We start from the raw sequence: 13,059 nt of genomic DNA, 5'->3' as shown, positions 1-13,059 counted from the left end.
TTTTACTTGATACCTGTTGCGGCGATGCCCTCGGTGAAGAACCGCTGGGCGAGCAGGAAGGCGATGGCCAGGGGGGCCAGGGAGATGGCGGCGCCGGCCATGAGTGCGGCGTGGTCCACGCCGGACGTACTGGAGAACAACGTCAGCGCCGAAGGCAGGGTCCGCATGTCGGTGCTGCTGGAGATGACCAGCGGCCACAGGAAGTCGTTCCACAGCGCCATGAACTGGATGACGAACAGCGAGGCCAGCGCCGGCCGCGCCAACGGCAGGATGATGCGCCAGTAGATGCGCAGCGGCCCGGCTCCGTCGACCCGCGCGGCCTCGTCCAGCTGCCGCGGGATCTTCACGAAGAACTGCCGGAGCATGAAGATCCCCAGCGCGCTCACCGAGCGCGGGATGATCAGGCCCTGGAAGGTGTTCAGCCAGCCGAGGTGGAACACGGTCAGGAACAGCGGGATCAGCATCACCTGGAACGGCACCATCAGCGTGAGCAGGATGGTCCAGAACACGAGGTTCTGCCCGCGGAACCGCAGCCGGGCCAGCGCGTAGGCGCACAGCGAGTCGATGAGCAGCAGCAGGACCGTGGTGCCGCCGGCGAACACGATGCTGTTCAGTGCCAGCCGGAGGAACGGTAGCTGGGTGAACACCGCGTGGAAGCCGGAGACCGACCAGTGGTCCGGCCACAGCCGGGCCGGGTCCGCGTACAGGTCGGCCGGGGTGCGGAAGGCCACCCCGAGCATCCACAGGAACGGCACGACCGTGGCCAGCGCCGCGATCGAGAGCACCGTCCAGGCCAGCACCCTGGCGGTGGTCCTGGCCGCGCGCAGCAGCGGGGCGGCCCAGGACGGTGCGGCCGCGAGCGCGGACGCGCCGGTCGGCATCTCAGTCGTCATCGCGGTACCTCAGCATTCGGAGTTGCACGACGGACACGGCGATGATGATCAGGAACAGCACCCAGGCGATCGCACTGGCGTAGCCGAGCCGGAAGTCGACGAATCCGCGCTGGTACAGGTACATGACGATGGACTCGGTGTGGAACAGCGGGCCGCCGTCGGTCATCACGTACGTCAGGTCGAACAGTTGCAGGGCGTTGACCGTGCCGATCACGACGCAGAACAGGATCGCCGGGCGCAGCGCGGGCAGCGTCACGTGCCGGAACCGCGCGACCGCGCCGGCGCCGTCCAGCGTCGCGGCCTCCAGCAGTTCCTTGCTGACCCCCTGCACGCCGGCCAGCAGGACGATCATCGAGAACCCGAAGTTCTTCCAGATCCCGACCGCGATCAGCGCCGGCAGCGCCAGATGCGTGTCCTGGAGCCACGCCTGGGCGTGGAAGCCGAGCTTGCCGAGCCAGCCGTCGACCAGCCCGACCTGGGGGTCCAGCAGGAACTTCCAGACGATGCCGGTGACGGCCAGCGAGGCGATCGTCGGGAAGAAGAACGCCGAGCGCAGCAGCATCGTGTACCAGGTGGTGCGGCGCAGCCACTGCGCGAGGGCCAGGCCGATCGTCACCTGGCCGACGACGACGAACACCGCGTACACGAGCGTCACCTTCAGGGAGTTCCAGAAGCGTGAGTCGTGGAAGAGCTCGGTGTAGTTGCCGAAGCCGAGCCACTTGTGCGAGTCGTCGCCGATCGTCCAGTCGTGCAGGCTCATCCAGCCGGACTGGATGATCGGCCACACGATGAAGACGGCGGCCAACAGGAGCGCGGGCGCGACGAACAGGTACGCGGGGTTGAACCGGGACCGCGGGCTCCGGCCCCGTTCCCGGCGCTCCGGTCCGCGCGGTGCGGACCGGTTGGCCGCCTCGGCCGCTGGTTCAGCGAGATGTGCCATCGATTGCCTTCTTCTTCATCCTTCTTCGCGGCCCGCCTGCGTCGTCAGCTCTTGCAGCCGGTCAGCTGGTTGATCGACTTGGCCGCGGCGTCGGCCGACTTCTGCGCGTCCGCGCCCCGGGTCAGCTGGCCCAGCAGCGGCGTGTAGACGTCGCTGTCGATCTGCGAGGAGGACGGCAGGCCCGCCAGGTACAGCCGGGCGGTCGGCAGGGCCTGGGCGAACACCGCGACGTTGGGGTCGTCGACCGTGACGTCGGTGCGCGAGGGCGGGAAGCCGGAGCTCTTGGAGAACGCCGCCTGCGCGGTCTTACCGGTCCACCAGCTCAGGAACTCCAGCGCCTCGGTCTTGTGCTTGGTGTTCTTGGCGATCATCATCGGCACGGTCGAGGCGATGGTGACCGGACCCGCCGAACCCACCGGCACCGGCGCGATGCCCACGTCGATGCCGGCCTTGCGGAAGCCGTCGGCGGCCCAGGGGCCGTTGAGCTCCATCGCGGCCTTCTTCGCCGAGAACAGCGTGTCGGCGTCCGCGCCGGTCTGGCCGACCGGGCTGACGTGGTCGTTCTGGACCAGGCCGGCCCACGTCGACAGCGCCTGCACGCTGGCCGCGGAGTTGATCGTGGCGCAGCCGTCGGGGCCGACGATGTCGCCGCCGTTCATCCACTGCAGGATCGGCCACATCTCGATGGTCTGGTGGTCGGCCAGGGAGATGCCGTACTGCGTGGGGCTGGCCCCGCCGAGCGTCAGCTTCTTGACGTCCGCCACGAACTCGTCGGAGGTCTTCGGCGGGTCGGCGATGCCGGCGGCGGTGAACATCGCCTTGTTGTAGTAGAGCGCGACGGTCGCCAGGTTCGCCGGGACCGCGTACAAGTGCCCGTTGACGGTGAACGCCTTGGTCACCGAGGACGGGAACGCGCTGGAGTTGATCTGGGCGTCACCGGTGCCGACCGAGGCGTCCAGCGGCAGCACCGAGTTGGTCTTGATGTAGTTGAAGATCACGCCGGGGTCGAAGTTCGGCGTGGCCAGGTCCGGGCCCTGGCCGGTGGCCCACTCGGCGGGGAGCTTCTGGCCGATCGCGTCCCACGGCTGGATGTCCATGGTGACTTTGATGTTCGGGTGCGAGGCGTTGAACTGCGAGACCAGCGCCTGGTAGGAGGGTCCGTCCGGGCCGGTGAACCCGGTCAGCACGGACAGCTTCACCACGCCGCCGCCGGACCCGGACCCGGAGCCGCTGGACGAGCTGGAGCTGCAACCCGCGGCGGCGAGCAAGCCGGCGGCGACGGCCGCTGCGGCGACTTTCACGTGCGTCTTCATGGCTCCTCGAAATCTGTGAGGGTCTTGGAAGCTCTTGTGATCTTGTCTACGACGTGTCTGACACCGGCCGATACGTTCCGGCCGTGTGACCCCCGTCACGTGCTGGAAATCGGGGTGGGGTCAGTTCTACATCGTTGTCTACAACGTTGTAAAGGCGTAGGCTGAGCCGATCGGAACTCACGGGAAGGGCGGTCCCGACAGGTGCCCGCAACACTGAAGGACGTGGCCGAACGGGCCGGCGTCTCGATCAAGACGGTCTCGAACGTCGTCAACGGCTACGCCTTCATCACGGATGCCACCCGCGAGCGGGTGCAGCGCGCGATCGCCGAGACCGGCTACCGCCCCAACCTCGGCGCGCGGAACCTGCGCAAGGGCCGGACCGGCTTCATCGTGCTGGCCGTGCCGGAGCTGGACAACCCGTACTTCGCCGAGCTCACCGGCCTGGTCATCACCGCCGCGCACCGCCGGCAGTGGACCGTGCTGGTCGAGCAGACGCAGGGCTCGCGCGAGCGCGAGCAGGCTGTCATCACCTCGATGGGGCCGCAGCGCATCGATGCGGCGATCCTGAGCCCGCTGGCGATGGAGCCCGACGACCTGCTGAGCGCGGATCCGGCGACTCCGCTGGTCCTTCTGGGCGAACGCGACATCCCCGGCCCGGCTGATCACGTCGCGATCGACAACGTCGCCGCCGCCCGCACCGTCGTGGAGCACCTGATCGGCATCGGCCGGCGCCGCATCGCGGTGATCGGCGACCAGCCGGGCAAGAACGGCGGCACGGCCGCGCTGCGCACCGCCGGGCACCGCCAGGCCCTGGACGCGGCGGGCATCCCGTACGACCCGGCGCTGGTCGTCCCGGTCGAGAACTACCAGCGCGCCGACGGCGCCGAGGCCATGGCGCACCTGCTCCAGCTCCCGGAGCCGCCGGACGCGGTCTTCTGCTGCAACGATCTGCTGGCCATCGGCGCGATGCGGGCCGGCGCTGAACGCGGTGTCTCCATCCCCACGCAGGTCGCCATCGCCGGCTTCGACGACATCGCCGAGGGGAGCTACAGCCTGCCGTCGCTGACCACGATCGCGCCGGACAAGGCGGCGATCGCCGAGGCCGCGGTGGACCTGGCCGACCGGCGGGTCGACCCGATACGCGGCGGGCGTGGCGAGAAAGGCTCCGAGCCGGAGGACGTGCGAGCCCCGTTCGCGCTGAAGGTGCGGGAGAGCACGGCGGGGGCTGTGCGCTGACTATTCGGCGATGCCGCGGGTGAGCAGGACGAGCGTGATGAAGGTGCGGTAGAGCCGGATGAGGTCGTCGTCGCGCAGCTGCACGACGGTGGGGTCGTCCTGGTCCGGCTCGACGCGCTCCAGCCAGGTCGCCATCTCGGCGATGTCCGGGTTGCGCAGGCGCACGGTGAGGGTGGCGGGGCGTTCGATACGGCCCTGCGGTTTTCTGCCGGACTCGCGCAGGGCCTCGACCGCTTCTTTTGCTTGGTTCGCGATGAGCCGGTTGGCGCGCGCCGGATGCAGGCTCTCCGCGGCGAAGCGGGAGATCGACTGCTTGACAACGGCGGCGCGCGCCTCCGGCCAGAACGGCTGGAGTTCGCTCGCCGTGGTCTGGTCGCCGGTCACCAGGACCACCGGCACTCCGTAGGCGATCGCCACCAGCGAGTTGATGCCGGACTCGCCGGCGAGCACGCCGTTGAGCCGGACCTCGGCGATCGCCGCCGGGTTGTACGTGTGCGACAGCGTGGCCGGTCCGGCCGAGGCGGAGCCGTGGTAGGAGACGAAGAAGACCGCGTCGAAGGACTCGTCGAGGCCCTGCATCATGTACAGCGGCTTGTGGTGCCCGGACAGGTACGCGGCCTCGCCGCTCAGCTGCTCCGGGCGCAGGTTCGCCATCCGGCCGTGCGAGTCGTTGACCAGGAACTCGTGCGGGCCGCCGGCCAGGTTCGCGCCGTCGATCGCCGCGTTGACCTCGGCCTGGAGCAGGGCGCGGTAGTGCTCGTAGTCGTGCTGGCCGGGGCGGCACTGGTCCCAGTTGACGACCCCGGCCGTGCCCTCCATGTCGGAGGAGATGAAGACCTTCATCAACTCCCGATTTCCGCCAGCAGCACCGCCAAATCATCGGGCCGCGAGAACATCGGCCAGTGCCCGGTCGGCAGGTGGTGCAGGTCGAGCTTCGTCATCAGCGCGAAGATCGGGCTCACACCGGCGAGCTGCGTGACCTGCTCAGGGCTGAACGTGCAGGTGATGGCCGAGGCCGGCACCGGCAGTGCGTCCCCGGGGCGGTCGAGCGTGTCGGTGACGGTGCGGAACGGCTGCGGACTGGCCAGCGTCCGCATCCGCTCCAGGTCCGCCTCGCTGATGCCGGCCAGGTTCACCGGATCCTCGGCGGCGTCGAACGCCGAAGGCGGCAGCAGCCAGCCCTCGCCCTGCTCGGCGACCAGCTTGCGCTGCGCCTCCTGGGCCTCCGGCGGCCCGAAATCGATGACGCCGAGCCCGGACGGCATGGGGCCGGTGTCCACATAGACCAGCCGGGCGATGAGCTCCGGCACGGCGTCGGCCACCCCGGTGACCGGCATGTTGCCCCCACTGTGCCCGACCAGCACGACGTCCCGCAGCGCATGCCGCCGCAGGTACTCGACGATGTCGGCGACCTCGGCCGGCACCCCGGTCTCCGGCGTCGCCTCACCGGCGCGCTCGGCGATCCCCGGCATGCTGAGCGCGTGGACCTCGTGGCCGTCGGCGCGCAGCCGCTCGGCGACCGAGTCCCAGGCCCAGGAGCCGAGCCAGAAACCGGGGACAAGTACGAACGTGGTCATCGTCCACACACCTTTCGCCGCTGGTGGTCGGTGGCGTTTGATTCGACGATAGCTGGCGGCACTGACAGGTTACGGTGTGCGCACACCAACCCCCCCGCGCCGCCGAGGGTAAGCCACTTAATTGACAATCTGCGCCGCCCCACGCGTTATCCAGTGCTGATTGAAGTGGCGTTATCCCAGATCAGAGCCCTGCGCGCGAAAGACTCCCCGGCAACCTTGCCCCCGATAACAGCGTGGGTTTTATATGCATCCCATGATGCGCCCAGTTCGCACACTCCTCTGTACCGCCCTCGCCCTGGCCCTCGTGCCGGCCGCCGCGTACGCGAGTCCGCAGGCGGCCTCCGCCTCCGATGCGCAGGCCGCCGCGGCCGCGCAGCCGATCTATCTGAACACGCACTACACGTTCGCCGAGCGGGCGGCGGATCTGGTGTCGCGCATGACGCTGCCGGAGAAGGTCGCGCAGTTGCAGACCAACAGCGCGCCGGCGATCCCGCGGTTGGGGGTGCAGGAGTACACGTACTGGAGTGAGGGGCAGCACGGCATCAACACGCTGGGCGCCGACTCCAACCGGGGCAGCGTCACCGGCGGGGTGCACGCGACCAGCTTCCCGGTGAACTTCGCCTCGACGATGAGCTGGGATCCGGAGCTCACCTACCAGGAGACCACCGCCATCTCCGACGAGGTGCGCGGGGAACTGGACAAGTCGCTGTGGGGGACCGGGCAGAACAACCTGGGCCCGTCCGCGAGCGACTACGGCGCGCTGACGTTCTGGGCGCCGAACGTCAACATGGACCGCGATCCGCTGTGGGGCCGCACGAACGAGTCCTTCGGCGAGGACCCCTACCTCACCTCCGCGATGGCCGGCGCGTTCGTCGACGGCTACCAGGGCGAGACCATCAGCGGCCAGCAGCAGACCCCTTATCTCAAGGTCGCCGCCACGGCCAAGCACTACGCGCTCAACAACGTCGAGGACAGCCGCCACACCGGCAGCTCCAACACCACTGACGCCAACATCCGCGACTACTACACCAAGCAGTTCGCCAGCCTGGTGGAGAACGCCCACGTCTCGGGCATCATGACCTCCTACAACGCGGTCAACGGCACGCCCTCCCCGGCCGACACCTACACCGTCGACGAACTCCTGCAGGCCACCTACGGCTTCGCCGGCTACACCACCTCCGACTGCGGCGCGATCGGCGACGTCTACGGCGCCGCCTCGCACGGCTGGGCCCCGCCCGGCTGGACCAGCAACGGCACCAGCTGGACGAACACCGCCACCGGCAAGCAGATCCCGGCGGCGGCCGGCGGCCAGGCCTTCGCGATCCGCGCCGGCACCCAGCTCAACTGTGCCGGCGGGGAGATGACCTCGGCGAACATCAGCGCGGCCATCGACCTCGGCCTGCTGTCGACCGGCGTCGTCGACGCCACCCTGACCCGGCTGTTCACGGTGCGGATGGAGACCGGCGAGTTCGATCCGGCCGGCAAGGTCGCGTACGCGAAGATCACCAAGACTCAGATCGAGTCCCCGGCGCACCAGGCGCTGGCCGAGAAGGTCGCCGCCAACGACATCGTTCTGCTGCAGAACAGCACCGTCGCCGGTACGTCCTCGAAGCTGCTGCCGGTGGATCCGGCGAAGACCACCAGCATCGTGATCGTCGGCGACCTGGCGAACAAGGTGACCCTCGGCGGCTACTCCGGCGAGCCGACGTACCAGGTGAACGCCGTGCAGGGCATCACCGCGGCGGTCAAGGCGGCGAACCCCTCGGCCACCGTCACTTTCGACGCCTGCGGCACCTCCACCAAGGCCACCACGCCGGCCGCGTGCTCCGCGGCGACCCAGGCCTCGATCAAGACCGCGGACCTGGTCCTGGTGGTCGCCGGCTCCGACACCAGCGTGGCCGACGAGGCCAACGACCGCAGCACCCTGGCCCTGCCGGGCGACTACGACTCGCTGATCACCCAGGTCGCGGCGCTCGGCAACCCGCGCACCGCGCTGGTGATGCAGGCCGACGGCCCCTACGACATCCAGGACGCCCAGAAGGACTTCCCGGCGATCGTCTTCAGCGGCTACAACGGCCAGAGCCAGGGCACCGCGCTGGCGCAGGTGCTCTTCGGCCAGCAGAACCCGGCCGGGCACCTGAACTTCACCTGGTACGCCGGCGACGCACAGCTCGCGCCGATGGACAACTACGGACTGACCCCCTCGCAGACCGCCGGCCTGGGACGGACCTACCAGTACTTCACCGGGACCCCGACCTACCCGTTCGGCTACGGCCAGTCCTACACCGACTTCGCGTACTCCCACGTCCAGGTCGGCCCGCAGAACACGTCGGCGGACGGGACCGTGCGCGTCGGCTTCGACGTCACCAACACCGGAACCGTCGCCGGCACCACCGTCGCGCAGCTCTACGCCGCGCCTCCCGGCGCCGGCACCGCTGACACCGCCCGCGAACAGCTCGCCGGATTCCAGAAGACCAAGACGCTCCAGCCCGGCCAGTCCCAGCACATCTCCTTGTCGGTCAAGGTCTCCAGCCTCAGCCGGTGGGACGAGAGCACCCTGAAGCAGGTCGTCGCCGACGGCGCCTACCAGTTCCGCGTCGGCCCGGACTCCGCCACGGCCGCCGGCTCCGGCACCGTGACCGTGCACGGTACGACGACCCCGCACGTGCAGTCCGTCGCCGTCCAGCCCGACCAGGTGGTCTTCAACGCCGGCCAGACGCTGGACCTCACCGCCGCCAACCCCTGGATCGCCCCGGACACCAACGCCACGCTGGAGCAGAACCACGCCCCGGCGGCCAACGTCGTCGAGGCCGTGAACGATGACCAGTCCTTCGCCGACCTCTCGCACTCCCACGTCCGCTACAGCACCAGCGACCCGCGGGTCGCCACGGTCAGCGACTCCGGCGTCGTGACCATGCGCGCGCCGGGTGCTGCGTCGATCAAGGTGACGGTGAACGGCGTGACCGGCACCGCCCCGATCGTCGTGCAGGACCCGTTCACCCTGGCCGCCCCGGGCATCGTGAAGCCGGCGACCAGCGTCACCGCGACCGAGACGTTCACCAACACCGGCACCAAGGCCGTGCGCGGTCTCAAGCTCGGCTTGACCACGCCGACCGGCTGGACCGCGACCGCCACCACGCCGGTCTCCGTGCCGAGCCTGGCCCCCGGCCAGAAGGTGACGGCCAGCTGGAGCGTCGCGATCCCGGCGAGCGCCAGCCCCGGCACGCAGACCGAGCTGGACGCGGTCAGCTCCTTCACCGGCGGCGCCGGCCCCGACACCCAGACCACGGTCGGCCCGGTGACGGTGACCTCCGGTGCCACCCCCGAGCAGGCCACGCCGCTGATTACCGGCACCAGCCCGGCCGCCGGATCGCTCCAGGTCGTGCTGAACAACCCCTCCGACACCGCTACGACGGTCACCGCGGTCAAATGGCAGCTCGGCACTCTGTCGGGCACGGCGCCGGTGAGCGCCACGATCCCGGCCGGATCGTCGACCACTGTCACGGTCCCGGTGACCGGCATCAGCTTCGCGACCATCTATCCGCTCACGGTGTCCAGCGTCATCTCCGGCGGCCTGTCCTCGGAGAACCTGGGCGGACACATCACCTTCCTGCCGGTGGTCAACAAGAGCCTGGGCAGTTCCTGGACGGTGGCGCAGGTGCAGGACGGCCCGTATGTGGACATGGCGACCACTGCTGACGGGACCTGGGGGTCGCTGGTCGGCTCTCTGCCCTACGGCGGCGCGTCATACCTGTCCGGCAAGATGTGGTTCAACTGGGACGCCAAGAACCTCTACATCACCGCCGACATGACAGAGGCCGCGTTCTCCCAGACGAACACCGGCGGTGACATCTGGAAGGGTGACAGCCTTCAGGTGTCGGCGACCTCGGGGGTCCCGGGATCGTCGGTCGCCACAAGCAACGATTCGCTGGAGGGGCGCTACGAGTACGGGGCCGCGCTCACTCCGGCGGGCTCGCAGCTGTACCGCTGGTTCAGCCCGTCGCAGGGCTCTGGCTTGGTCACCGACGCCTCGGTCAATGTGACCCGGGACGACACGAACCACACCACGCTGTACGAGCTCGCGATCCCGTGGACCGACCTCACCTCGTTGCAGCCGACCGCGAACTCGGTGTTCTCCATCTCGGCGATGTTCAACAACGTCGACACCGGCGTGCGCAACGGCTACCTGCAGTGGGGCGGCGGCATCGGGGACAACAAGAACGTCGCCGAGTTCAACATGGCGCAGCTGATGCCGGCGGCCGGATCGTGAGCGCGGAGAACACCGTGCCTGCCACTTCAGCCTCGCCACTGCGCGTCGGCCTGGTCGGCCACGGCTTCATGGGCCGGATGCACTCGCTGGCCTGGCAGGCCGTGGGCCGCGCCGTCGAGCTGCCGCTGGTGCCCGAGCTGACCGCGATCGCCGGCCGCAACCCTGCGGCCGTCGAGCAGGCGGCGCGCGCCTGGGGCTGGCAGTCCTGGACCGACGACTGGCGCACCCTGGTCCAGCGGGACGACATCGACGTCATCGACATCACCACCCCCGGCGCGCGGCACGCCGAGATCGCGCTGGCGGCGCTGGCGGCGGGCAAGCACGTGCTGTGTGAGAAGCCGTTGGCGAACACGCTGGACGAGGCGCGGGAGATGACGGCGGCCGCGCAGGACGCGGCGGCGCGCGGGGTCCTGTCGATGGTTGGGTTCAACTACCGGCGGACTCCGGCGCTCGCGCTCGCGCGGGATCTAGTGGCGCAGGGGCGGGTCGGCGACGTCCGGCACATCCGGGCCGTCTACCTTCAGGACTGGATCAACGATCCGGAGTTCCCGCTGGTCTGGCGGCTCCGCAAGGAGGAGGCGGGGTCCGGGGCGCTCGGCGATCTCGGCGCGCACCTGGTCGATCTCGCGTACTTCCTGACCGGTCGGCGCATCACCGGCCTGAGTGCCCTGACACGGACGTTCGTGGAGGAGCGGCCGCTGGCGACGTCGGCGTCGGGCCTGAGCGGGGCGGCCGGGAGCGAGCGGGGCCGGGTGACGGTCGACGACGCGGCGGTGTTCTTCGCCGACTGCGAGGGCGGGGCGCTGGCGACGTTCGAGGCCACGCGGTTCGCGCCGGGGCGGAAGAACGCGATGCGGATCGAGGTGAACGGCTCTGACGGCAGCGTCGCGTTCGACTTCGAGGCGATGAACGAGCTGCAGTTCTACGACGCGACCGCCGATGCCGCCGGCGCCGGGTTCAGCCGCATCCTGGCGACCGAGCCGCAGCATCCTTATCTGGACGCGTGGTGGCCGCCGGGGCACGGTCTGGGGTACGACCACACGTTCGTCAACCAGAAGCGCGACCTGGTCGAGGCGATCGCGGCCGGGAAGCCGCCGGTGCCGTCGTTCGCCGACGGGCTGTATGTGCAGGGCGTGCTGGCGGCGGTGGAGGACAGTGCCGCGAACCGGTCCGCGTGGACCGCTGTGACCACGGAGGAAAAACCATGACCCGGCCCATCACCTTGTTCACCGGCCAGTGGGCCGACCTGCCGTTCGAGGAGGTCTGCCGGCTGGCCTCGGAGTGGGGCTACGACGGCCTGGAGATCGCCTGCTGGGGCGACCACTTCGAGGTGGACCGGGCGCTGAACGAGCCCGGCTACGTCGCCGGTCGCAAGGCCCTGCTGGCCAAGCACGGGCTCCAGGTGTACGCCATCTCCACGCACCTGGTCGGCCAGGCCGTGTGCGACGCGATCATCGACGGCCGGCACCGGGACATCCTCCCGCCCCGGATCTGGGGCGACGGCGAGGCCGAGGGCGTCCGGACGCGCGCCGCGGCCGAGCTGGCCGACACCGCGCGGGCAGCGGCGGAGCTCGGGGTGCGGACCGTCGTCGGCTTCACCGGCTCGCCGATCTGGCACCTGCTGGCGATGTTCCCGCCGGTGTCCGCCGATGTCGTCGAGGCCGGCTACGCCGAGTTCGCCGAGCGCTTCACCCCGATCCTGGACGTGTTCGACTCGGTCGGGGTGCGCTTCGCGCACGAGGTGCACCCGAGCGAGATCGCCTACGACTACTGGTCGACGGTGCGCGCGCTGGAGGCGGTCGGCCACCGGCCGGCCTTCGGGCTCAACTTCGACCCGAGTCACTTCGTGTGGCAGGACCTGGACGCAGCCGGGTTCCTGTACGACTTCCGCGACCGGATCTACCACGTGGACTGCAAGGACGCGGTCCGCCGGCTCAACGGCCGCAACGGCCGCCTCGGCTCGCACCTGCCCTGGGGCGACCCCCGGCGCGGCTGGGACTTCGTCTCCACGGGGCACGGCGACGTCCCGTGGGAGGCGGTCTTCCGGATGCTGAACTCGATCGGCTACGAGGGCCCGATCAGCGTCGAGTGGGAGGACGCCGGCATGGACCGCCTGGTCGGCGCCCCGGAGGCGCTGGGGTTCGTCCGGGGGCTGGCGGCGATCGAGCCGCCCCGGGCGTCGTTCGACGCGGCGTTCAGTCAGGGATCGGCGGGCTGACTGAGCGGCGGGGTCGGGGTCGCCGCCGGGGGTGGGGTCCTGCGGCTGCCGGGTTGGCCGGCGGCCGCAGGACACTGATGAACGGTGAACCGGCCCGGCCGGCTCTCGGCGCCAGGCGGATCGCGGGGTTAGGCGCGTTCCGCGTGCTTGCCCCGCCGCCGCTCGGCCGCGAGCTCCTTCTTCACCTGCTTCGCGCGGTCCGGGCTGCGGCGCGAGGTGATGATCCGACGGACGCCGTAGCTGAACGAGGCGGTCTTCACCAGCGGGCCGCCGGCGACCGCGCCCGCGGCGGCGCTCACCGCCGCGACGTTGTCCGTCACGGTCTGGACGTTCTCGGTGATGGCGGCGACCTTCACCATGCCCGCGTTGCCGGTCTTGGCGGCCTGCTCAGCCTGTTCGAGCAGGGGCAGTGCCGTGGTGGTCAGGGTGGTCAGCGTGCCCTTGACAGTGAGCAGCAGTTCGGTGACGCGCATCAGGACCAGCGCCAGGAAGCATGCGCCGACCACCGCGAAGACGGCGAAGATCAGGCCGACGATCTGGGCCCCGGACATCTTGAAACTCCCGTCGCCAAACGTGCCGGACACGCCGAAAAGGGCTGGCGCGCAGCCTAGA

The 13,059-nt window shown here is 69.9% G+C and carries 10 protein-coding genes; 4 read left to right on the top strand and 6 right to left on the bottom strand.

Features of this window, described 5'->3' with window-relative positions:
* Positions 1 to 2: 2 nt before the first annotated feature.
* The 3 genes from ABH935_RS10170 to ABH935_RS10160 are packed head-to-tail and all read right to left on the bottom strand — an operon-like array spanning position 3 to position 3,146.
* Entirely contained in the window at positions 3 to 893 is an 891-nt protein-coding gene (locus tag ABH935_RS10170; protein WP_370377562.1) for a carbohydrate ABC transporter permease, read from the bottom strand.
* Complete coding sequence (locus ABH935_RS10165) at positions 883 to 1,833, bottom strand: carbohydrate ABC transporter permease (protein WP_370377561.1); 951 nt, start codon at positions 1,831 to 1,833, stop codon at positions 883 to 885. Before ABH935_RS10165 ends, ABH935_RS10170 begins: the two co-directional genes overlap by 11 nt.
* Positions 1,834 to 1,877: 44 nt before the next feature.
* Positions 1,878 to 3,146, bottom strand: a complete 1,269-nt coding sequence (locus ABH935_RS10160; protein WP_370377560.1) for an ABC transporter substrate-binding protein — start codon at positions 3,144 to 3,146, stop codon at positions 1,878 to 1,880.
* 201 nt (positions 3,147 to 3,347) lie between these two features.
* Here ABH935_RS10160 and ABH935_RS10155 point away from each other — a divergent pair, with 201 nt between their 5' ends.
* Positions 3,348 to 4,382, top strand: a complete 1,035-nt coding sequence (locus ABH935_RS10155) for a LacI family DNA-binding transcriptional regulator (protein WP_370377559.1) — start codon at positions 3,348 to 3,350, stop codon at positions 4,380 to 4,382.
* Here the strand turns inward: ABH935_RS10155 and ABH935_RS10150 are convergent, their stop codons facing one another.
* Complete coding sequence (locus ABH935_RS10150) at positions 4,383 to 5,225, bottom strand: M55 family metallopeptidase (RefSeq protein WP_370377558.1); 843 nt, start codon at positions 5,223 to 5,225, stop codon at positions 4,383 to 4,385. It lies immediately after the preceding gene.
* Complete coding sequence (locus ABH935_RS10145) at positions 5,225 to 5,959, bottom strand: alpha/beta fold hydrolase (RefSeq protein ID WP_370377557.1); 735 nt, start codon at positions 5,957 to 5,959, stop codon at positions 5,225 to 5,227. The genes ABH935_RS10150 and ABH935_RS10145 overlap by 1 nt, the downstream gene beginning before the upstream one ends.
* Positions 5,960 to 6,203: 244 nt before the next feature.
* Here ABH935_RS10145 and ABH935_RS10140 point away from each other — a divergent pair, with 244 nt between their 5' ends.
* The 3 genes from ABH935_RS10140 to ABH935_RS10130 are packed head-to-tail and all read left to right on the top strand — an operon-like array spanning position 6,204 to position 12,447.
* Positions 6,204 to 10,229 (top strand): glycoside hydrolase family 3 C-terminal domain-containing protein, encoded by a 4,026-nt coding sequence (locus tag ABH935_RS10140; RefSeq protein WP_370377556.1) that lies wholly within the window; start codon positions 6,204 to 6,206, stop codon positions 10,227 to 10,229.
* Positions 10,230 to 10,243: 14 nt separating this feature from the next.
* A complete protein-coding gene (locus tag ABH935_RS10135; protein WP_370377555.1) occupies positions 10,244 to 11,437 on the top strand; it encodes a Gfo/Idh/MocA family protein in 1,194 nt (397 codons plus the stop codon).
* Complete coding sequence (locus ABH935_RS10130; protein WP_370377554.1) at positions 11,434 to 12,447, top strand: sugar phosphate isomerase/epimerase family protein; 1,014 nt, start codon at positions 11,434 to 11,436, stop codon at positions 12,445 to 12,447. Before ABH935_RS10135 ends, ABH935_RS10130 begins: the two co-directional genes overlap by 4 nt.
* 128 nt (positions 12,448 to 12,575) lie before the next feature.
* Here the strand turns inward: ABH935_RS10130 and ABH935_RS10125 are convergent, their stop codons facing one another.
* Complete coding sequence (locus tag ABH935_RS10125) at positions 12,576 to 12,998, bottom strand: hypothetical protein (RefSeq protein WP_370377553.1); 423 nt, start codon at positions 12,996 to 12,998, stop codon at positions 12,576 to 12,578.
* Positions 12,999 to 13,059: the final 61 nt, after the last annotated feature.

Origin of the sequence: Catenulispora sp. GAS73 (assembly GCF_041262085.1) — a bacterium.
In the GTDB taxonomy this organism is placed as follows: Bacteria; Actinomycetota; Actinomycetes; order Streptomycetales; family Catenulisporaceae; genus Catenulispora.
This window is presented reverse-complemented; position numbering and strand designations above follow the sequence as displayed.

What these genes read in the sequence shown, in the direction of transcription:
- ABH935_RS10170 (WP_370377562.1), bottom strand. Translation starts at nt 893, where the DNA reads ATGACGACTGAGATGCCGACCGGCGCGTCCGCGCTCGCGGCCGCACCG.
- ABH935_RS10165 (WP_370377561.1), bottom strand. Translation starts at nt 1,833, where the DNA reads ATGGCACATCTCGCTGAACCAGCGGCCGAGGCGGCCAACCGGTCCGCA.
- ABH935_RS10160 (WP_370377560.1), bottom strand. Translation starts at nt 3,146, where the DNA reads ATGAAGACGCACGTGAAAGTCGCCGCAGCGGCCGTCGCCGCCGGCTTG.
- ABH935_RS10150 (WP_370377558.1), bottom strand. Translation starts at nt 5,225, where the DNA reads ATGAAGGTCTTCATCTCCTCCGACATGGAGGGCACGGCCGGGGTCGTC.
- ABH935_RS10145 (WP_370377557.1), bottom strand. Translation starts at nt 5,959, where the DNA reads ATGACCACGTTCGTACTTGTCCCCGGTTTCTGGCTCGGCTCCTGGGCC.
- ABH935_RS10140 (WP_370377556.1), top strand. Translation starts at nt 6,204, where the DNA reads ATGCATCCCATGATGCGCCCAGTTCGCACACTCCTCTGTACCGCCCTC.
- ABH935_RS10130 (WP_370377554.1), top strand. Translation starts at nt 11,434, where the DNA reads ATGACCCGGCCCATCACCTTGTTCACCGGCCAGTGGGCCGACCTGCCG.
- ABH935_RS10125 (WP_370377553.1), bottom strand. Translation starts at nt 12,998, where the DNA reads ATGTCCGGGGCCCAGATCGTCGGCCTGATCTTCGCCGTCTTCGCGGTG.